The sequence below is a fragment of the Sagittula sp. MA-2 genome, assembly GCF_030126985.1.
In the GTDB taxonomy this organism is placed as follows: Bacteria; Pseudomonadota; Alphaproteobacteria; order Rhodobacterales; family Rhodobacteraceae; genus Sagittula.
Genome location: NZ_CP126145.1, coordinates 3,582,965 through 3,601,930, shown reverse-complemented (window position 1 = coordinate 3,601,930; position 18,966 = coordinate 3,582,965). Strand labels below are relative to the sequence as shown.

At 67.6% G+C, this 18,966-nt stretch carries 13 protein-coding genes; 2 read left to right on the top strand and 11 right to left on the bottom strand.

The genetic code is table 11. The features are described 5' to 3' along the window. The first annotated feature begins 3 nt into the window (after nt 1–3). Together QNI11_RS17590 and QNI11_RS17585 are read left to right on the top strand one after the other, a co-directional pair. A complete protein-coding gene (locus tag QNI11_RS17590; RefSeq protein WP_283981132.1) occupies nt 4–1,776 on the top strand; it encodes an ATP-binding protein in 1,773 nt (590 codons plus the stop codon). Beyond that, complete coding sequence (locus tag QNI11_RS17585) at nt 1,773–3,101, top strand: sigma-54 dependent transcriptional regulator (protein WP_283981131.1); 1,329 nt, start codon at nt 1,773–1,775, stop codon at nt 3,099–3,101. The genes QNI11_RS17590 and QNI11_RS17585 overlap by 4 nt, the downstream gene beginning before the upstream one ends. A gap of 138 nt (nt 3,102–3,239) precedes the next feature. On the opposite strand, the gene QNI11_RS17580 is transcribed toward QNI11_RS17585, so the two are convergent. From QNI11_RS17580 to QNI11_RS17530, 11 genes are all read right to left on the bottom strand, one after another. Beyond that, complete coding sequence (locus QNI11_RS17580) at nt 3,240–4,562, bottom strand: FAD-binding oxidoreductase (protein ID WP_283981130.1); 1,323 nt, start codon at nt 4,560–4,562, stop codon at nt 3,240–3,242. After that, nucleotides 4,559–5,587 carry an ABC transporter ATP-binding protein gene (locus tag QNI11_RS17575; protein WP_283981129.1) on the bottom strand — a complete coding sequence of 343 codons (1,029 nt, stop codon included), beginning with the start codon at nt 5,585–5,587 and terminating at the stop codon, nt 4,559–4,561. The genes QNI11_RS17580 and QNI11_RS17575 overlap by 4 nt, the downstream gene beginning before the upstream one ends. Then, nucleotides 5,584–6,627 (bottom strand): ABC transporter ATP-binding protein, encoded by a 1,044-nt coding sequence (locus QNI11_RS17570; RefSeq protein ID WP_283981128.1) that lies wholly within the window; start codon nt 6,625–6,627, stop codon nt 5,584–5,586. Before QNI11_RS17570 ends, QNI11_RS17575 begins: the two co-directional genes overlap by 4 nt. Nucleotides 6,628–6,641: 14 nt before the next feature. After that, complete coding sequence (locus QNI11_RS17565; RefSeq protein ID WP_283981127.1) at nt 6,642–7,526, bottom strand: ABC transporter permease; 885 nt, start codon at nt 7,524–7,526, stop codon at nt 6,642–6,644. 16 nt (nt 7,527–7,542) lie between these two features. Beyond that, nucleotides 7,543–8,493, bottom strand: a complete 951-nt coding sequence (locus QNI11_RS17560) for an ABC transporter permease (protein WP_283981126.1) — start codon at nt 8,491–8,493, stop codon at nt 7,543–7,545. A gap of 89 nt (nt 8,494–8,582) precedes the next feature. Beyond that, complete coding sequence (locus QNI11_RS17555; protein ID WP_283981125.1) at nt 8,583–10,226, bottom strand: peptide ABC transporter substrate-binding protein; 1,644 nt, start codon at nt 10,224–10,226, stop codon at nt 8,583–8,585. Between the two features lie 104 nt (nt 10,227–10,330). Then, entirely contained in the window at nt 10,331–11,662 is a 1,332-nt protein-coding gene (locus tag QNI11_RS17550) for an FAD-binding oxidoreductase (protein ID WP_100929327.1), read from the bottom strand. Next, nucleotides 11,662–12,363 carry an SDR family NAD(P)-dependent oxidoreductase gene (locus QNI11_RS17545; protein ID WP_283981124.1) on the bottom strand — a complete coding sequence of 234 codons (702 nt, stop codon included), beginning with the start codon at nt 12,361–12,363 and terminating at the stop codon, nt 11,662–11,664. The genes QNI11_RS17550 and QNI11_RS17545 overlap by 1 nt, the downstream gene beginning before the upstream one ends. Beyond that, nucleotides 12,360–12,866, bottom strand: a complete 507-nt coding sequence (locus tag QNI11_RS17540; protein ID WP_283981123.1) for a MarR family winged helix-turn-helix transcriptional regulator — start codon at nt 12,864–12,866, stop codon at nt 12,360–12,362. The genes QNI11_RS17545 and QNI11_RS17540 overlap by 4 nt, the downstream gene beginning before the upstream one ends. A gap of 458 nt (nt 12,867–13,324) precedes the next feature. After that, nucleotides 13,325–15,577, bottom strand: a complete 2,253-nt coding sequence (locus tag QNI11_RS17535) for a molybdopterin-dependent oxidoreductase (RefSeq protein ID WP_283981122.1) — start codon at nt 15,575–15,577, stop codon at nt 13,325–13,327. Between the two features lie 265 nt (nt 15,578–15,842). Then, a complete protein-coding gene (locus QNI11_RS17530) occupies nt 15,843–18,962 on the bottom strand; it encodes an efflux RND transporter permease subunit (RefSeq protein WP_283981121.1) in 3,120 nt (1,039 codons plus the stop codon). Between the last annotated feature and the right edge of the window lie 4 nt (nt 18,963–18,966).

The window sequence follows — 18,966 nt, the reverse complement described above, 5'->3', positions numbered from 1 at the left end:
GCCATGAGACCGCTCCGTCACAGAGCCTTCTGGCCGCTGGTTGTGTTCTGTGCCGCACTTGCGGCCGGCGTGGCGGGCATTGCCGCGTGGCATGTGGCCAAGGGCGCGCTGGCGCAGAGGGTGGACCGGTCTCTGGTCCTGACGGCCCGCACCATCGAGGCAGAGATCGAGCGGTTTCGCTACCTGCCTTCCATCGCGCTGGAGGACCCGCGCATCGGTGCCGCGGTCGAGAGCCCGGAAGATACCGCGAGGACGGAGGCCGCCAGCCGGGCGCTGGAGGTTGTCGCCCGTCAGTCGGGGGCCAGCGAGCTTTTCCTGCTGAACGACACCGGCACCGCCATCGCATCGAGCAACTGGCTGGACGACAAGAGCTTCGTCGGCGAGAACTACGCCTTCCGCCCCTATTTCAAGGACGCGATGAGCGGTGGGGCAGGGCGGTTCTACGCGGTGGGCGTCACCACCGGGGAGCCGGGCTATTTCCTGTCTTCGCGCGCCGACATCGACGGGCGGCCTGCGGTGATCGTCGTGAAGGTCGACCTGCGCCCGCTGCAGGACACCTGGGCCGATGCCGGGGACACGCTGGCAGTGGCGGACAGTTTCGGCGTCATCATCCTGTCTGGGCTGGAGGACTGGCTCTACCGCCCCCTGCTGCCGCTGTCGCCGGAGCATCGCGCCGCCATCGTGGAGGAGCGTGTATTTGCCAACATCCCGGTGGCGGATCGGCTGCCGCTGCTTGACGGGGCGGGGCAGGACCTCGTGCCGGTCGGCGGCGGCACGCGGCTTTTGCGGCGGCAAACCCTTCCGGTGGACGACTGGGTCCTCCTGGGCAGCACGTCGCTGGCACCCGCGCTGCGTGGCGCGTCGATCACGGCGGGCGTCGTGCTGCTGACGGCGCTGGCGCTCGGGGCGCTCTTGCAGACGTGGTGGCAGAGGCGGCGGCTGATCGACATGCGGCTGCGGCAGGGCGCCCTGCTGGAGGCGCGCGTGGCAGAACGGACCGCCGCGCTTGCCCGCGAGATCGAGGAGCGGCGGCGGACCGAGGACGACCTGCGCGCGGCACAGGATGCGCTGATCCATTCGGAGAAGATGGCAGCGCTGGGGCGCATGTCGGCGGCCATCGTGCACGAGATCAGCCAGCCTCTTGCGGCGATGGAGGCCACGCTTGCCGCCACGCTCTTGTCGGGCACCGTCACGGACCCCTACGCCACCTCGCGGATCGAGAAGGCGCGCAGCCACATCCGGCGGATGCTGCGGACGATCCGGCACCTGAAGAGCTTCTCGCGCAAGGAGGCCGGAGAGCGGTCGCCGGTCGCCGTCGACCCGGCCATCCGCAATGCCATGGAACTGGTCGCGCCGCGGGCGACGGACGAAGGCGTCACTATCGCCTTCGATCCCGAAGGGGCGGTGCCGGTGATCCTCGCCGGGCAGGTCCGGCTGGAACAGGTGCTGGTCAACCTGCTGATGAATGCGCTCGACGCCGTCGCCGGGCGGGACGAGCCGCGCATCCGGGTGGAGCGGCGGCAGTCCGGAACCGCCGTCGAGATCGCTGTCATCGACAATGGCCCGGGCATTCCCTCGTCGATGCTGACCAAGGTGGTGGAGCCGTTCTTCAGCACCAAGAAGACCGGCGAGAGCCTTGGGCTCGGGCTGTCCATTTCGCGCAACATCGTGGAGGAGTTCGGCGGCCAGCTGACGCTGTCGAACGCGGCGGGGGGCGGCACTTGCGCGCTTTTGAGCTTCGAGGCACTGGCCTCCGACCGGATCGCCGCGGAATGACCGGCGCCCGCGTGTTCGTCGTCGACGACGACCCGGACCACCTTGAAGGGCTGTGCGACCTGATCTCGGCCGTAGGGCACGAGACCGTCGCCTTCGACGCGGCCGCGGCGGCGCTGACAGCCGCCATCGCCACGCCGCCTGACCTCGTGCTGACCGACCTCAGGATGCCGGGGATGGATGGCATCGGGCTGCTCGACGGGCTGGTCGATGCGGGATGCGACGTGCCCGTGGTACTGCTGACCGGCCATGGCGACGTCGCCCATGCTGTCCGGGCAATGCAGCGCGGGGCGGAGGATTTCCTCGAGAAACCCTATGACGCCGGGCACCTGATGTCGGTGATCGAACGCGCGCTGAAGACCGGGCGCCTGAAGGCCGAGGTCGCGCGCCTGCAGACGCGGCTTGAGGAGCAGGCGGATTTCATCGGCGAGAGCCGCACGATGGCCGCCCTGCGCGACACGCTGGCGGAGATCGCGCCGCTGGCCATCGACGTGGTCCTGACCGGCGAGACCGGAACCGGCAAGGAACTGGCCGCGCGCCTGCTGCACCACCGCGGGTCGCACGCGCAAGGCCCGTTCGTCGTGGTCAACTGCGCCACCCTGCCGGAGGCCGGGGCCGAACCGATCCTGTTCGGCGACACGCGCGCCCCGGCAGAGGGGGCGCCGAACCCCGGCCTGATCGCCTCTGCCGACGGGGGGACGCTGTTCCTCGACCAGATCGACACCCTGTCCATGGCGCTGCAACCGAAGCTGCTGCGCATCCTGCAGACCCGCGAGACGGACGGGCCTGCGGGGCCGCGCAAGCTGGACTTCAGGGTGATTTCCTCGGCTTCCGGTCCGTTGCGCGACGCGATCCGGCAGGGCACCTTCCGCGAGGACCTCTATTACCGGATCGCGGGTTACGAGGTGGCGCTTCCCGCGCTGCGGCAGGTGCCGTCGGACGTGCCGCTGATCTTCGCACATTTCCTCGCCGCCGCAGCAGCGCGGCACGGGCGGCAGACACCGGAGATCACCTTCGACGACCGCAAGGCGCTGCAGGGACATCATTGGCCGGGCAATGCGCACGAGTTGCGCATCATGGCGGATCGGCACGTCCTTGGCCTGAGGCGCCCGCGTACCGTGTCGCGGGAGGGCGGCACGGGCGGTGTGGTGGGCACGGGCCAGACACTGCGGGACCTCGTGGCCGACTTCGAAGCCAAGGAAATCAGCCGCGTGCTCGATCAGTGCAACGGCAACACGGAGGCGGCAGCCCGCATTCTCGGTCTGCCGCGCCGGACGCTCAACGACAAGATTGCGAAACTGTCGCTTGCCGCGGGGCGAAAGAAGTGAGCCCGGGGCGGCGCAGTCCCTGAGCGAGACTTCGGGTTTGTCCGACACCGCGTTCAGGCACTGACCACCGGCCAATGCCGGTCCGGAGGATGCTCGCGGCGGTCTTCATCCCAAGGACCGGCGACCCTTCAAGGCGGGTCAGGCGTGCGGCGGCAGCTCCACGCCATCGCGGCGGGCGGCAAGGTTGTCCTGCATGCCGTACCAGCGCAGCATCAGGCCGGGCGCGAAGGACATGTAGGGCGGTGCCGACTTCAGCCGTTCGACCGGCAAGGCAAGGTCCTTCTCCGCCGTGCCCTCCGCCCAGTCGGCGAGGATGCCGCCCAGCATGGTGCCGGTGGGCACGCCGCGCCCCGACAGTCCGGTGCAGGCCAGCGCGCCCGGCCCAAGGTCGTAGAGGCGGGGAATGGTGTGGCGCTGCATGTCCAGCTCGCCCATCCAGTAGTAATCCCATGTCGTGCTTTCCGGCACTTGCGGATGCAGCCAGCGCAGCCGGTCCATGAACATCCGGCGCGTGTACTCAAGGTCGCGGCCACGTTTGCCCATCGGGAACATCGAGGCCACGATCCGGCCCTCGCGGTTGTACTTGTAGACGAAGATGTCGCCGCGCCCGTCGTGCATCGTCCCGTCGAAGGGCAGCACCTCGGCCCGGACATCTTCGGGCAGGGGGCTGGTGGCGGCGAGGATGACCTTCTTGATGCGGAAGGTCTTGTCGAGACCCTTCCAGCCGCCGTCGGTATAGGCGCCTGTGGCCATGATGACCTTGTCTGCCACGACCTCGCCCGCATCGGTGCGGACGTGCCACCTGTCGCCCTGCCGGTCGACCTTCGACACCTTGGAACGGGTGAACAGGCGGGCGCCTTCCTGCAGCACGGCGCGGGCAAGCCCGCGAGAGTAGCTCAGCGGGTTCAGGTGGCCGCCCGACTCCAGCATCCAGCCGCCGTGAAAACGGTCGGACCCGGTCAGGCGCTTCGCCTCGGCGGCATCGACAACGCGCGAAGGGCAGCCGACAGAGGCATAGCTGTCGGCCTTCTTGCGGATGCGGTCCATGCGCGAAGGCGTCAGTGCCCCGTGGAAATAGCCGTTCTGTTTCCATTCGCAGGAGATCTGGAAATCGCGGATGAACTCGGCGGCCATGTCGGCCCCCTTTGTCTGGCGGGCGATCAGGCGTGCGGCCCGTTCGTGGCCCAGCAGGCTGCGCAGCTCGTCCAGCGAGTAGTAGGAGAACGTCGGCGTGCAGTGCCCGGCATTGCGGCCCGACCCGCCGAAGCCGGCCTCCTGCGCTTCCAGCAGCACGACCTCGTGACCGCGGCGTCGCAGCTCGATGGCTGTTGTCATGCCGGTGTAGCCGCCGCCCACCACGCAGACATCGGTGCGCACGGTGCCTTCCAGCGGGCCGGTGTCCGGCGCGGGGGTGGCCGTTGCATGCCAGAGCGTCGTGTCGAAGGGGGAAAACTGGGTCATGCCATGTGCTTTCGTCTGGAAGATGAGGTGCTGTCGCCTATCGCCGGCACGAGGGTCAGGTCGTCGCGGATGCAGGCGCTCAGGTGGCCGGGGCCGCGCGGCCGTAGTTCCGGCCGGGCGCGGGCGCAGTCCGGGGTGGCGTGCGCGCAGCGGGTGCGGAAGACGCAGCCCGAGGGCGGCGACAGCGGGCTGGGTGGTTCGCCCTTCATGGGGATGCGGGTCCGGCGTGCGCCCACGGTGGGTTGCGGGGCCGCGGAAAGCAGCGTCTCGGTGTAGGGGTGCCTGGGCGAGGCAAAGAGCGCACGGGTGGGTGCAATCTCCATGATCTGGCCGAGGTACATCACCGCCACCCGATCTGCGATGTGCCCCACCACCGCAAGGTCGTGGGTGACGAACAGCAGCGTCAGGCCCATCGTGTCGCGGATGTCGGAGAAGAGGTTGAGCACCTGCGCCTGCACCGACACGTCGAGCGCCGAGACCGGTTCGTCCGCGACCATGAAGTCCGGCCGCACGATCAGCGCGCGGGCGATCCCGATGCGCTGCCGCTGCCCGCCCGAGAATTCGTGCGGATAGCGGGTGATCATGCTGCGCGGCAGGCCCACGCGCTCCAGCGTGTCGGCGGCCACGTCGCGGCGGTCGCTGGCGCTCAGCTCCGGCTGGTGGAAGCGCAGGGGCATGGTCAGGCTGTCCTCGACCGTCATGCGCGGGTTGAGCGAGGAAAACGGGTCCTGGAACACCATCTGCATCTTGCGCCGGTAGGGGTGCAAAGCGGCGTGGGACCGGATGGCAAGGTCAGTGCCCTCGTAGAGGACCGATCCCGACGTTGGACGCTCCATCATCATCAGGGTGCGGCCCAGAGAGGACTTGCCCGACCCGGATTCCCCCACCAGCCCCAGCACCTCGCCGCGCTGGATGCGCAGGTTCACACCGTCCACCGCCTTTACCGCGGCGGTCTGCCGGCCCAGCACGCCCTGCCGGACGGGATAGTGCTGCTTCAGGTCGACGGCTTCGATCAGCGTACTCATGCGGAGATGTCCTCCATGCAGGTCGGGTTCAGCGCGGCGTCCTCTGCCCGGGCGCAGCGCACCGGATGACCGGGTTTGCCGTGCGGCAGCAGGTCCGGCATCATCGTGTCGCAGGTCCCGGCCTGCGCGTAAGGGCAACGGGGATGGAAGCTGCAGCCCTGCGGCAGGTCGCCGGGCGTGGGAACAAATCCCTCGATCGTGCCGAGTGCGCCCTTCTTCAGGCCCGCATCCTCCAGCCGCGGCACAGAGGCCAGAAGGCCGCGGGTGTAAGGCATGCGCGGGCGGGTCAGCACGTCTTCGAGCGTGCCTTCCTCGACGATCCGGCCGGAGTACATGACCATGACCCGGTCGGCGATCTCGGCCACGACGCCGAAGTCATGGGTGATGAACAGCATCGCCATGCCGGTCCGCTTCTGGATGTCGCGCAGGAGTTCGAGGATCTGCGCCTGCACCGTCACGTCGAGCGCGGTCGTCGGTTCGTCGGCGATCAGCAGGTCCGGTTCCAGCGCAAGCGCCATGGCGATTACCACGCGCTGCCGCATGCCGCCCGACATCTCTCCCGGGTAGGCCGTCATGCGGCTTTCCGGGTCGGGGATGCCCACGAGTGTCAGAAGTTCCAGCACGCGGGTGCGGATCTGCGCCCGGGTCAACTTGCGGTGATAGCGCAGCGCCTCGGCGATCTGGTCGCCCACGCGGTGCACCGGGTTGAGCGAGGTCAGCGGCTCCTGGAAGATCATGGCAATCTTCGGCCCGCGCACCGCGGTCATGCGGCGTTCGGACAGTTCCAGCAGGTTGACCCCGCCGATGGTGACGCTGCCCCGGATGACGCAGTGCCGGGCGTCAGGCAAGAGCCGCATCAGCGCGAAGGAAGTCACCGATTTGCCCGACCCGGATTCACCCACCAGCGCCAGCGTCTCGCCGCCGTGGATGTCGAAGTCGATGCCATGCACCACCGGCAGTTCGCGGCGGCCGCCCTTGAAGCTGATCGACAGGTTGCGGACCGACAGGACGGGGTCGCTAGAGGGGGATGCGGTCGTCATGGATCTCGCCTCGCCTATTTGACCGAGCGGGCATCCAGCGCGTCGCGCAGCCCGTCACCGATGAAGTTGAAGGAGGTCACCGCGAGGGTGATGGCGACGCCGGGCACGATGGCGAGCCACGGCGCGCTGTCGAGGTACTGCTGCGCGTTGTTGAGCATGTTGCCCCAGCTCGGCAGCGGCGGCTGTATGCCGTACCCGAGGAAGGAGATGTAGGCCTCAAGCAGGATGGCGCGGGCGACGGTAAGCGTGGCGGCCACGATGATCGATCCTATCACGTTGGGCAGGACCTCGCGCAGCATGATCCACCAGTGCGGCGCGCCGATCATGCGTGCGGCGGCGGTGAAGTCGCGGGAGGCCTGCCCGCGCACCTCGGCCTCGACTATGCGGGCGACCTCCATCCATGAGGTGACCGCGATGATGAGCGTGATCATCGCCGGGGACGGTTGCAGGAAGGCGGCGAGCGTCAGCATCAGGAAGATCGACGGGAAGGACAGGAAGGCGTCGACGACGCGCATCAGTCCGGTGCGGGTCCAGCCGCCGAAGTACCCCGCGACCAGCCCGATCACGGTGCCGATCAGGGTCGACAGGACCATGGCGGTGAAGCCCACGGTCAGCGAGATCTGCCCGGCGGAGAACAGGCGCGCGGCGATGTCCCGGCCCAGCGGATCGGTCCCGAGGATGTGGTTCTCGGTCAGGGGCGGGGAAAAGCGGGCGCGCAGGTCGATATACAGCTCGTCGAAGGGCAGGAAGTAGGGCCCGAGGAAACACGCCAGGGTCAGGGCGACGATCATGAACAGGCCGACCATCGCAAGGCGATGGCGCATGAACTTGCGCATGCGCGGCCCGGTGAACAGCGACAGGGGCGTGCGGCGGACGGCGGGGTCGGGAAGGGCGGTCATCTGTGCGGTCCTTTCGTCAGCCGAGGCGAATGCGCGGGTCGGCCAGCGCCACCCCCACGTCCGCGAGGAAGTTGCCGATCACGGTGAGGATGGCCGAGAACATCAGGAGCCCCATGATGACCGGGTAATCGTTGTAGCCGAGGCTATCGATGAACAGCCGCCCGAGGCCGGGCCAGGTAAAGACGGTCTCGGTCACCAGCGCGCCGCCGATGATGGTGGGCAGCTGCAGCCCGGCGAGGGTGATCATCGGGATCAGCGCGTTGCGCACGATGTGGGCGCTGATGATGCGGTAGCGTGGCAGGCCCTTGGCCCTGGCGGTGCGGACGAAATCCTGGTCCATCACGTCGAGGGTGGAGGCCCGCATGTAGCGGCTCCAGATCGCGACGTTGACCAGCGCCAGCACCAGAGAGGGCATGATCAGGTGGATGAGGTAGTCGCCAAGGCTCTGGTCGCCCACGGTGTACATGCTGCCCGCAGGCAGCCAGCCCAGTTCCAGCGAGAAGAAGAAGATGGCGACGAGCCCGAACCAGAACGTCGGAATCGAGAGCGCGATCATCGCCCCCACAGTGGCCATGTAGTCGAAGATCGAATAGCGCCTCAGCGCGCCCAGCACGCCGATCAGCGTGCCGAGGCTGACGGCGATGGCGGTGGAGGTGCCCATCAGCAGAAGCGTCGCCCACATGTGCCGCCAGATCACGTCGGTGACCGGCGAGAGGTCTCGGTAGCTGTTGCCCCAATCTCCGCGCACCATGTGAACCAGCCAGTCGAGGTACTGGATCGGAATGGGCCGGTCGAGACCCATCTGCGCCGCGATCCGGTCGAGGTCGGCCTGGCTCATGCCCGGGGTCATCGCGTATTGCGACAGCGGCCCGCCCGGGGCGAGGTTGATGACGGTGAACCCGATCATGGACACGATCAGGATCAGCACGGTGCCCTGCAGGACCCTGTTGATGAGGAAACGTAGCATGGTGCGGCCTCCGGATGGGAAAGGGGCGGCCGTCCCCGGCGCACGCGTGGCGCGCCGGGCTGGCCTGTTCGGTCAGGTCTGGATGCGGGTCAGGACCAGCTCCAGTCCTGCATGTTCCAGAAGGTGATCCGCACGTTGATGTTCGGCTGGTAGCCGTTCATCGTCTCGGCGTGGCCGCGGACCTCGTTGCGCTGGAACAGCGGGAGGAAGGGCAGTTCCTCGCGGACGAGCGACTGGATCTCCTCGTAGATCGGCTTGCGCGCCTCCGGCGAGACGGTGGTCGCGCCCTCGGTCAGCAGGGTGTCGATCCGCTCGTTGGCGTACTGGAAGGTGTTCTGTCCGGCGCCGCCCTGCGCATTGATCGCCTCGCTGTGGAAGTAGTCGCGGGTGTCCGGGTCGGGGCCGGTCAGGAAGATGATCCCGGCCACGGCCATGTCGAACTGCGACTGCATCCAGTGATCCGCCCACATCACCGCCGGCGGCAGGTTCGAGATCGACATCTCGATGCCCATGTCCTTCCAGGTCTGCTGCAGGAACTGCTGAAGCTGCTCGCGCGTGTGGTTGCCCGCGGTGGTCGAGCAGACGAAGCTCAGGCGCTGGCCGTCCTTCTCGCGGATGCCGTCGGAGCCCACGACCCAGCCCGCCTCTTCCAGGATCGCCTTGCCCGCCTCGGGGTCGTAGACGTGCTGCGGCAGGTCCGCGTTGTAGTAGAAGCTCTGCTGCGGCATGTAGGTTTCGGTGGGTGTCGGCAGCCCGTAGTAGAGCGCGTCGATCACCGTCTGCTTGTCGACGCCGAGGTAGAGCGCCTCGCGCACGGCCTTGTCGGCCAGCGCCGGGTTGCCGAGGTTCAGCGACAGCGTTTCGACCGTGCCCACCGGGACCAGTTCGACAGTCTTGCCCGGCAGGGTGGAGGCTTCGGCATAATGGTCGGGCGAGATGCCCTGAAGCGCGATCACGTCGATCTCGCCGGTCTTGAACTGGGTATAGAGCACCGTCAGGTCAGGCACGTACTTGACCACCACCCGTTCGATCTGCGCCTTGTTGCCGTGGTAGTCGGGGTTGGCCAGAAGCTGGATGTTGTCGCCCGGCGCGCGGCTGTCCCACTTGAAGGGGCCGGTGCCGATGGGTGTCTGGTTGAACGGCGCCTCGTTCGGATCGACGCCGTCGAAGGCGTGCTTGGGGATGATCATCGTCCAGCTCAGGATCGCCATGTAGGGCGCGAAGGGCGACGACATCTTCCACGTCAGCTCGGTGTCGGAGACGACGGTGATCTCCTCGATCAGCTCGTGGCCGGTGCGGCGGGCGGCGCGGAAGTTGTCGTCCTTCTGCAGCTCCAGCGTGAACTTGACGTCCTCCGCCGTCATCGGCGTGCCGTCATGCCAGGTGACGCCCTCCTTGAGGGTGATCTTCCATTCGGTGCCGTCTTCCGAGATGCCGCCGTTCTCGACCGTCGGAACCTCGGTCACGAGGCGCGGCGCAAAGGTGCCGTCCGGCTCCACCGAGAAGAGCGGATCGAAGAGCGCCCAGTGAATACCCTCGTCGACCTCGATGTGCAGCATGTGCGGGTTGAAGACGGTCGGCTCCTGGCTGATGCCGACGATCACCTGGCCGGAGGCCTGGGCGCGGGCAGTGCCCGGGAAGGAGGCGAGCCCCAGCCCGGCAGCGCCCAGAAGTGTCATCCCGAGGAAACCTCGGCGGGACGGATGCGAAAGGTCGTTTCCAGTGTTGGTCATGGGTACGTTCCCCTGTTCGGTGAATGGAAGGTCAGTTTCGATCTTGGTCCGGCGCTTCTGGCGGCGCCGCTTGCTTCGCCCGGGTCTTTCACCGGGCGGGCGTTTCAGAACCCGTCGTCGGGTTTCAGGCGGGTGCCGTCCGAGAACCGCGAAAACCGGAAGTGATGCGGGTCGACGCAGGTCTGGCGGCCGGTGACGATCTCGGACATCAGGCGTCCGGCGGCGGGGCCGATCCCGAAGCCGTGCCCGGAGAAGCCCGACGCCATGAAGAAACCGGGCAGCGAGTCGACGGCGGAGATCACCGGCACTGCATCGGGCGTGACGTCGATGTACCCCGCCCAGCTTTGCCGCGGCCTGGCGTTGGCGAAGATCGGAAAGGCCTTTGCCGCTGCCTCCAGCGTGTTGCGGACCACCTTGGCGTGCGGCTTCGGATCGAGCACGCGGGTGTATTCGAAGGGCGTGGTCTCGTCGTTGCGCCACTTGCGCGCGTAGGAGGCCTCCTGCGCGAAACGCGGGCCGAAGCGCAGGCGCAGGTCGCGCCACTGGTGTTGCAGGGCGGGCAGGTACTTCAGCGCCAGCCGGAAGCTGTCGGGTACGATGTCGACCACGTTCACGGACCCGGACGCCAGCGTGTAACCGCCGTCCTTGCGCTTGCGGAACGAGAAGTCGCTGGTCCAGTAGGCCGCCTCCGGGCCGCCCTCGATCGGCTCTGTCCGCACCACGGTGTTCATCACCTTCAGTTGCGGGAACTCGATACCGAGATTGCCGGAGAACAGCCGCGACCAAGCTCCGCCGGCCAGCACCACGGCGTCGCAGGCGATGGGGCCGCGCTCTGTCACCACGCCGCTGATCGCGCCGCCGCTGGTTTCGACCCCGCGCACGGCGCATTCGGTCAGGATGACGGCGCCCTTGTCGCGGGCCGCCTCGGCGATGGCGGGGGCGGCAAGCTGCGGTTCGGCGCGCCCGTCGGCGGCGGTGAAGAGACCGCCCTTCACGGGTTCATTGCAGCCGGGCATGACCGAGTCGAACTCCGCGCCCGAGACCATGCGGCTGTCGAGCTGGTAGGGCTTCAGGTGGTCCGACCAAGATTCGTACTGCGCCATCTGCTTGTCGCTGCGGCAGGCGAACAGGATGCCGGATTGCTTGTAGCCGAGTTCCCGCCCGGTCCGTTCCTTCAGCCCCGGCCAGATGCGCAGCGCTTCGGCCATCAGGGGTATCTCGCGCGGGTCGCGGCGGGAAATGCGCACCCAGCCCCAGTTGCGCGAGCTCTGCTCCTGACCGATGCCGCCCTTTTCACACAGCGCGACGCGCAGGCCCTTCTCGGTCAGTTCGAGGGCGGTGGAGGTTCCGATGATGCCTCCGCCGATCACGACGACATCGACCTTGCCGGGCAGGTCTTCGTCCCCGTGGACAGGGGTTACACGTGGTCCGGGCATCAGAATATTCCGTCAAGTTGGCAGTTGAAGGTGATCTCCGCCTGGCAGAGCGTGCCGGGCGTTTCGATGGTGTTGAGCGTCAGGGCGGCGAGGTCCCCGACCTGGGTCATCGCCTCGACCGGAAGCGACCCGTTCGCGGCGGAGAGGCCCATGTCCGTGGCGACGATGCCCGGGCAGATCGCGGTGGCGCGGATGCCGTGGTCCCAGCCTTCGTGGCGCAGCGCATGCGCCAGCCCCACGGCGGCGAACTTCGAAAAGGCATAGAGGCCGGAGCGCTGCGACTTCACCCGCTTGCCCGAGAGCGAAGCCATGACGACGATGCGTCCCGCTCCGCTGTCGATGAGCGGTTGCCACGCCGCGGCAGCCAGGCGGCGCGGGGCGTGGGCGTTGACCTCGAAAAGCCGCAGCACCTTTGCATCATCGCCGGTCACGATGCTGTCGTGTTCCAGCAGTCCCGCGCAGGCCACGACGGCGTCGATGCGGCCATGGCGATCCATGACGCCCGCGACCCAGTCCTGTTCTCCGCCCGCGGTGGCATCGTAGCCGACCACTTCGGCCGCGTCGGGTGTCAGGCCCTCGGGCAGGGTGTCGGCGTTGCGCAGGCCCAGCGAAACGAACCATCCACGCCGTACCGCTTCGCACGCGATACCCAGGCCGATCCCGCGGGATCCGCCGGTCAACAACATGATTTTTCGGGTCATGACCTGTTTCGCTTCCAATCCAGTCCGTTGTGGCGCTCGACGTATGCGGCGGCGATCTTGCGCAGCAGGGCCACGGTTTGTGCGTGTTCCTCGGCGGTCAGCATCCAGAAGGCCTCTTCGGGTTCGCGGCCGACGATGCCGCGCACCTCGTCCAGCGCGGTCCGGCCTTTGTCGGTGATGAAAAGCTGCTGGCGGCGCTTTGTCTCCGGGTCGGGGCGGCGGTCCAGCAGGCCGTCGGTGATCAGCTTGTCCACGAGCCGGGTCATCGCGGGCGCGTCCTTGCCGGCGAACTGCCGGATCTCGGAGGCGGTGATGCCGGGCTGATGCTCCACGATGAACAGGGTCGAGACCTTCCCGGTCCCGCCCGCCAGCGGCGAGCCGGAGAGCTTCTTCTCCAGGTCGCGCGACACCCAGAGGTTCAGGACCCGGATGTAGTAGCTGATCGCCGTGCTGAGGCAGTCGATCTCGATTTCGTCGAAGCAGTCCTTCGGAGTGTCGGTCATCGTTACGCGTTCTTCTGATCGTTTAAGTGCGGCGTGACTTGTCCTTGCGTCACTCCGAATAGGTTGCGCAGGACAATTGTCGATGACAACTGTCATCGACAACTTTTTGCTAAAATCGGGGGTTTCGGCGTCGCCAGACGTCGATTGATGTCATTTTGGGCTGATTTCAGAGCGGGGCGGTGGTTGGCGCGTCTGGATGTGAGGCCGATTGAGGCCATCCCTTGGAATCGCGCGACTCACCTGCGGACGGTTCCGGTCATGCGCAGTGAGGGGAAGGATTACTCTGAAAGTGCCGGGTAAGGGTCACCCGTGCGGGGCAAATGCGGAAACACACGACCGCCGGGGACGGCGTCGTGGAAAGGGCACCCGACCCCTCGACTACGAAGGGCGTGCCTGTGGAGGCGGCTCCGCGCGGGGACGGTGTCACCCGCACGGAGGAAGACGACCGGCGAAGTGGCTCAGGTGTCGAGGCGTGCGACGTTCACCAGCGCCGTGTGCGCGCTGCAGCCCTGACCGAGTTTCGAGGTGCCCACGTCCTTCGTCAGGACGTTGGGGTTGCCGTCGAGGTCGATGTTCCCGCCCGGGTCGCTGAACCATGCGCCGGTCGGCAGGGCGACGACGCCGGGGCGGATGTCCTCGGACACCTGCGCCCGGGCGCGACAGGCGCCGCGCGCATTGAAAACCCGCAGAAGGTCGCCCGTGCTGATCGCCCTAGTGGCCGCGTCGTCGGGATGGATGACGAGCGTCGCGGGCCGTGCACCCGGTACATCCGCCAGCGCGCTTTCGAGCTGGCTGTGCAGCTTGTCGCCGGGCTGGGGCGAGACGAGGTGCAGCGGTGCCTCGGGGGCGGCGGACCCCAGCCACTCCGACGGCGGCAGCCAGATCGGGTGACCGGGACAATCGTCATACCCGAACCCGTCGATGGTCGCTGAGAAGATCTCGATCCGGCCTGAAGGCGTCCAGAGCGGTGCCTGTTCCGGGTCCTGCCGGAAGGGGCCGAAGTACGAATGCCCGACGCGGTCCGAGCGGATGGGCAGCTTGATCCAGTTCTCCTGCCGCAACCCGTCGAGGTGGGGGATATCGACCCCCTGGGCAGCGGCCCGTTCCCGGTAGTCGGCATAGAGGACCTCGATCCAGTCGTCGGCGCTGCGGCCCTCGGAAAAGACCTCGCCAACACCGATCCGTTCGGCCAGACCGGCGAAGATCGCGTAGTCGTCGCGCGCCTCGCCCACGGGCGACACCAGCCGCGGCATGTGGAACAGGTGGTCGTCGAGGCTGGACCGGCCGATGTCCTCGCGCTCGTAGGGGGTGGTCGCGGGGAAGACGATGTCCGCGCGCTTGGCCGTGGCGGTCCACCACGGTTCGTTGACGATGATCGTCTCGGGCTGCTGCCAGGCCTCGTGCAGGGCGTTGAGGTCCTGATGATGGTGATACGGGTTGCCGCCCGCCCAGTAGATCAGGCGGATGTCGGGGTAGGGCGCGCGCTGGCCGTTGAAGTCGTAGGGCTGCCCGGGGTTGCGCAGCATGTCGGCGATGCGCGCCACGGGGATCCGCGTCTGCACCGGGTTCGTCAGTTGCGAGAAGGTCATCCCCGACATGGCGTCGAGCGTCTTGCCCACGCCGCCGATTGCGCCGTAGCCGTAACCCACGCCGCCGCCGGGCAGACCGATCTGACCGAGCATCGCGGCCAGAACGGCGGACATCCAGTAGGGCTGTTCCCCGTGTTCGCCGCGCTGAAGGGACCAGGCCACGGTGATCAGCGTGCGGGTCGACGCCATCCGGCGCGCGAGGTCGCGGATCGCGTCAGGCGCCGCGCCGCAAAGCTCTGCCGCCCATTCCGGGGTCTTCGGCGTGCCGTCGCGCTCGCCCATGAGGTAGGGGCGGAAGCGGGCGAACCCCTCGGTGTAGCGGTCGAGGAAGGCGTGGTCCGTCAGGCCCTCGCTCTCCAGCACATAAGCCAGCGCCAGCATCAGCGCGGTGTCCGACCCCGGTCGGACGGGCAGCCACGCGCAATCCGCTGGCGCGTCCGTCCGCTGCGGTCCGACGTTCAGACAATACATTCCCTTGGCGAGGAAACGCTGCATCCAGCCCGCGGTGTCGTGATCGGTCACGCCGCCCATGCTGACCTGCGCGTTCTTCGGATTGATCCCGCCGAACATCACCAGCGTTTCGGTGTGATCGTGGATCGAATGCCAGCCCTCCTGATGCTCGTAGAGCAGCGACAGGAAGTTGGTGCCGAATACATGGGGCATGATCGATTGCGCGCAGCCGGTGGAATAGCTGCCGAAGGAGGCGACGTAACCGCCGATGCTGTTCAGGAACCGGTGCACCTGGCTTTGGGCGTGGTGGAACCGTCCGGCCGAACTCCAGCCGTAGGAGCCGCCGAAGATCGCCTCGTTGCCGTGGGTCTTGCGGATGCGATCGATCTCGGCCGCGGCGATGTCGAGGGCCTCGTCCCAGGGCAGTTCGACAAAGTCGTCGGTGCCGCGCCCGCTGCGCTGGCGGGTGTCCAGCCAGCCGCGCCTGATGGACGGCCGCGCCACGCGGGAACGGTGATGCACCGCCTGCGGGAGGATGTCGGGAATGTGCGAGGGATGCGTGTCGCCTTGGAACGGCCGCGTGGCGACGATGCGGTCGTTCTCCACGTCCACCTCGAAGGCGCCCCAGTGGCTCGACGTGACCCTGGTGAAGCGTGCGGCGGTGTCGTCCATGTTGCGTCCCTGTCTGCGGCTCGATTGCGTGCCAATCCCTAGCCAACATGGATCGGTCCGCCAAGGGAGCGCGTGCAGGTTCGTGCGCGGATGCGCCGTCCAAGGGTGTGTGGGGGAGGACCGGGGCGCGGACTGGCGGCGGGCCATGAGGGCCGTGCACGTAGGCGGTCGCGCGGTGGTCGGTTGAGATTTTAGGAGAGCGGGCGTTCCGGTGCCCATGGTCCGGACCGGGGCGCAGGGGGGGCATCGCTGCCCCGCCCGGTGGTCATTCGGCCGGTTGCGCTTCGGCTGCCGGGCGCTTGCGGGTGAACAGGCGCACCACGATCACGAAGAACAGCGGCACCAGCAGCACCCCGAAGATGGTGGAGGACAGCGTGCCCCCCAGCACCCCGGCGCCGATGGCGTTCCGCCCGCCGGAGCCCGCGCCGGTGGAGATCACCAGCGGCACCACGCCGAGCGAGAAGGCCATGGAGGTCATGATGATCGGACGGAAGCGCTGCTTGGCAGCCTCGATTGTCGCGCTCAGCACATCCTCGCCCGCCTCCATTCTGTCGCGGGCGAATTCCACGATCAGGATGGCGTTCTTGCCGGTCAGACCGATCACCGTCAGCAGACCCACCTGGAAGAACACGCCGTTCTCGTAGCTGCCTGCCCAGGCACCCAGCAGCGCGCCGAGCACGCCGATGGGCATGGCCAGCATCACCGCGAAGGGGATCGACCAGCTTTCGTAAAGCGCGGCCAGCGACAGGAACACGGCGGCCAGGGACAGTGCATAGAGCAGCGGCGCCTGGTTGCCGGATTCCCGTTCCTCCAGCGACAGGCCGGTCCAAGACAGGCCGAAGCCCTCGGGAAGCTGGGATACGAGGCGCTCCATCTCTGCCATGGCTTCACCGGTGGTGACGCCCGGCGCGGGGCTGCCCTGGATCTGGAGGGCCGGCACGCCGTTGTAGCGGTAGACGCCCTGTGCGCCCATTTTCCACGATCCCTCGGCAAAGTTGGCGAAGGGCACGAGGCCGCCGGAGGCGTTGCGCACACGCCACTTGGTCAGGTCCGAAGGCGTGGACCGGCTGTCCGCCTGTCCCTGCACGTAGACCCGCTTGATTCTGCCCCGGTCGATGAAGTCGTTCACGTAGGCCCCGGCCCATGCGATCCTCAGCAGGTTGGACACGTCGGAGGCCGTCACCCCCATCGCGCCCGCCTTGCGCCAGTCGATGGCGAGGTTGAACTGCGAGGCATCCTCGAGCCCGTTGGGACGCACGCCCGTCAGCAGCGGGCTTTGCGCCGTCATGCCCAGAAGCTGGTTGCGGGCGGCGACGAGTTCCTCGTGGGTCTGGCCACCACGCGCCTGCAGGTACATGTCGAAGCCCGACACGTTGCCCAGTTCGGTAACGGCAGGCGGCACGACCGGGAAGACGAAGGCATCCTGGATCTGCGACAGCGCGCCGAAGGCCCGACCGGCGACGGCCCGCGCCGACAGCGCCGGGTTCTCCCGTTCGGACCAGTCCTTCAGACGGACAAAGGCCAGCGCCATGTTCTGCCCCTGACCGGCAAAGCCGAAGCCCGCCACGCCAAAGACCGCCTCAACCGCGTCCGCCTCCTGTTCGAGGAAATAGGTCTGCACCTGTTCGACGACCTCCTCCGTCCGCTCCAGCGTCGCGCCGGTGGGGGCCTGGATCATCACGAACATGATGCCCTGGTCCTCGTCCGGCAGGAAGCCGGTGGGCGTGCGCAGGAACAGCGCGACCATGCCGCCGACGATCAGCAGGTAGATCAGCGTCATGCGGAACGGCCGCCGCACGATGCCGCCGACCGCCTTGCCGTAGCCGCGCGTCGTCGCGCCGAACCCCCGGTTGAAGAGGCCGAAGAAGCCGCGCTTTTCGCCGTGGGACTGCTTGAGCATCGTGGCGCAGAGCGCCGGGGTCAGGGTCAGCGCCACTAGGACCGACAGCGCCATGGCCGAGACGATGGTGACGGAGAACTGCTGGTAGATCACGCCGGTCGACCCGCCGAAGAAGGCCATGGGCACGAACACCGCCGACAGGACCATGGCGATGCCGATCAGCGCGCCGGTGATCTGGTCCATCGACTTGCGGGTGGCTTCGCGCGGGGAAAGGCCCTCTTCTTCCATCAGGCGCTCGACGTTCTCGACGACGACGATGGCATCGTCCACAAGCAGGCCGATGGCCAGAACCATGGCGAGCATGGTCAGCGTGTTGATCGTGTAGCCCATCACCGCGAGAACCCCGAAGGTCCCCAGGATGACGACCGGCACCGCAAGCGTCGGGATCAGCGTGGCGCGCAGGTTCTGCAGGAACAGCAGCATCACGAGGAAGACGAGGATGATCGCCTCGACCAGCGTGCGCAGCACCTCCTCGATCGAGATCTCCACGAAGGGGGTGGTGTCGTAGGGGATGGTATAGGCGATGCCGGCGGGGAAGAACTGCGCGAACTCCTCCATCCGGGCGTGCACCAGCTCAGACGTGTCCAGCGCGTTGGCGCCGGGGGCAAGGCTGATCGCCATGCCGCTGGCGGGCTGGCCGTCATAGGTCGGGGTGAAGTTGTACCCTTCGGAGCCGATCTCGACCGTGGCCACGTCGTCCAGCAGCACGAGGCCGCCGTTCTCCTGCGCGCGCAGGACGATCTGGCGGAAGTCCTCCGGCGTCTGGAGCAGCGACTGCGCGGTGATCGTGGCGTTCAGCATCTGCCCGTCGGCGGTGGGACGGTCGCCGAATGCCCCGGCCGAGATCTGGGCGTTCTCGGCACTGACCGCCGCCACCACGTCCGAAGGCGTCAGTTCATAGGCGGTCAGTTTCGACGGGTCGAGCCAGATGCGCATGGCATACTGGCCGCCGAAGACCTGCACGGAGCCGACGCCCTCGATCCGGGACATCTCGTCCACGAGGTTGGATTTCAGGTAGTCCGACAGGTCCGTCTGGTCGAGGCTGCCGTCCGGAGAGATCAGCGCGATCACCATCAGGAAGCCCGCCGAGGACTTCTGCACCGTCACGCCCTGACGCTGCACGCTGTCGGGCAGCAGCGGTGTGGCCTGTGCCAGCTTGTTCTGCACCTGCACCTGCGCGATGTCCGGATCGGTGCCGGTCTCGAAGGTCAGCGTGATGCTGGCCGTCCCCGCCGAGGTGGAGTTCGACGACACGTAGCGCATCCCGTCGAGGCCGGTCATCTGCTGTTCGATGATCTGCGTGACGGTATTGGCCACGGTCTGCGCCGAGGCACCGGGATAGGTCGCCCGGATGGAGATCGAGGGCGGCGCGATCTGCGGATACTGCGCGATGGGGAGCGTCAGCACCGAAAGGATGCCGATCCCCATGACGATGATGGAGATGACCCACGCAAAGATGGGCCGTTCGATGAAGAAACGGGCCATTGCG

What these genes read in the sequence shown, in the direction of transcription:
- QNI11_RS17590 (WP_283981132.1), top strand. Translation starts at nt 4, where the DNA reads ATGAGACCGCTCCGTCACAGAGCCTTCTGGCCGCTGGTTGTGTTCTGT.
- QNI11_RS17585 (WP_283981131.1), top strand. Translation starts at nt 1,773, where the DNA reads ATGACCGGCGCCCGCGTGTTCGTCGTCGACGACGACCCGGACCACCTT.
- QNI11_RS17580 (WP_283981130.1), bottom strand. Translation starts at nt 4,562, where the DNA reads ATGACCCAGTTTTCCCCCTTCGACACGACGCTCTGGCATGCAACGGCC.
- QNI11_RS17575 (WP_283981129.1), bottom strand. Translation starts at nt 5,587, where the DNA reads ATGAGTACGCTGATCGAAGCCGTCGACCTGAAGCAGCACTATCCCGTC.
- QNI11_RS17570 (WP_283981128.1), bottom strand. Translation starts at nt 6,627, where the DNA reads ATGACGACCGCATCCCCCTCTAGCGACCCCGTCCTGTCGGTCCGCAAC.
- QNI11_RS17565 (WP_283981127.1), bottom strand. Translation starts at nt 7,526, where the DNA reads ATGACCGCCCTTCCCGACCCCGCCGTCCGCCGCACGCCCCTGTCGCTG.
- QNI11_RS17560 (WP_283981126.1), bottom strand. Translation starts at nt 8,493, where the DNA reads ATGCTACGTTTCCTCATCAACAGGGTCCTGCAGGGCACCGTGCTGATC.
- QNI11_RS17555 (WP_283981125.1), bottom strand. Translation starts at nt 10,226, where the DNA reads ATGACCAACACTGGAAACGACCTTTCGCATCCGTCCCGCCGAGGTTTC.
- QNI11_RS17550 (WP_100929327.1), bottom strand. Translation starts at nt 11,662, where the DNA reads ATGCCCGGACCACGTGTAACCCCTGTCCACGGGGACGAAGACCTGCCC.
- QNI11_RS17545 (WP_283981124.1), bottom strand. Translation starts at nt 12,363, where the DNA reads ATGACCCGAAAAATCATGTTGTTGACCGGCGGATCCCGCGGGATCGGC.
- QNI11_RS17540 (WP_283981123.1), bottom strand. Translation starts at nt 12,866, where the DNA reads ATGACCGACACTCCGAAGGACTGCTTCGACGAAATCGAGATCGACTGC.
- QNI11_RS17535 (WP_283981122.1), bottom strand. Translation starts at nt 15,577, where the DNA reads ATGGACGACACCGCCGCACGCTTCACCAGGGTCACGTCGAGCCACTGG.
- QNI11_RS17530 (WP_283981121.1), bottom strand. Translation starts at nt 18,962, where the DNA reads ATGGCCCGTTTCTTCATCGAACGGCCCATCTTTGCGTGGGTCATCTCC.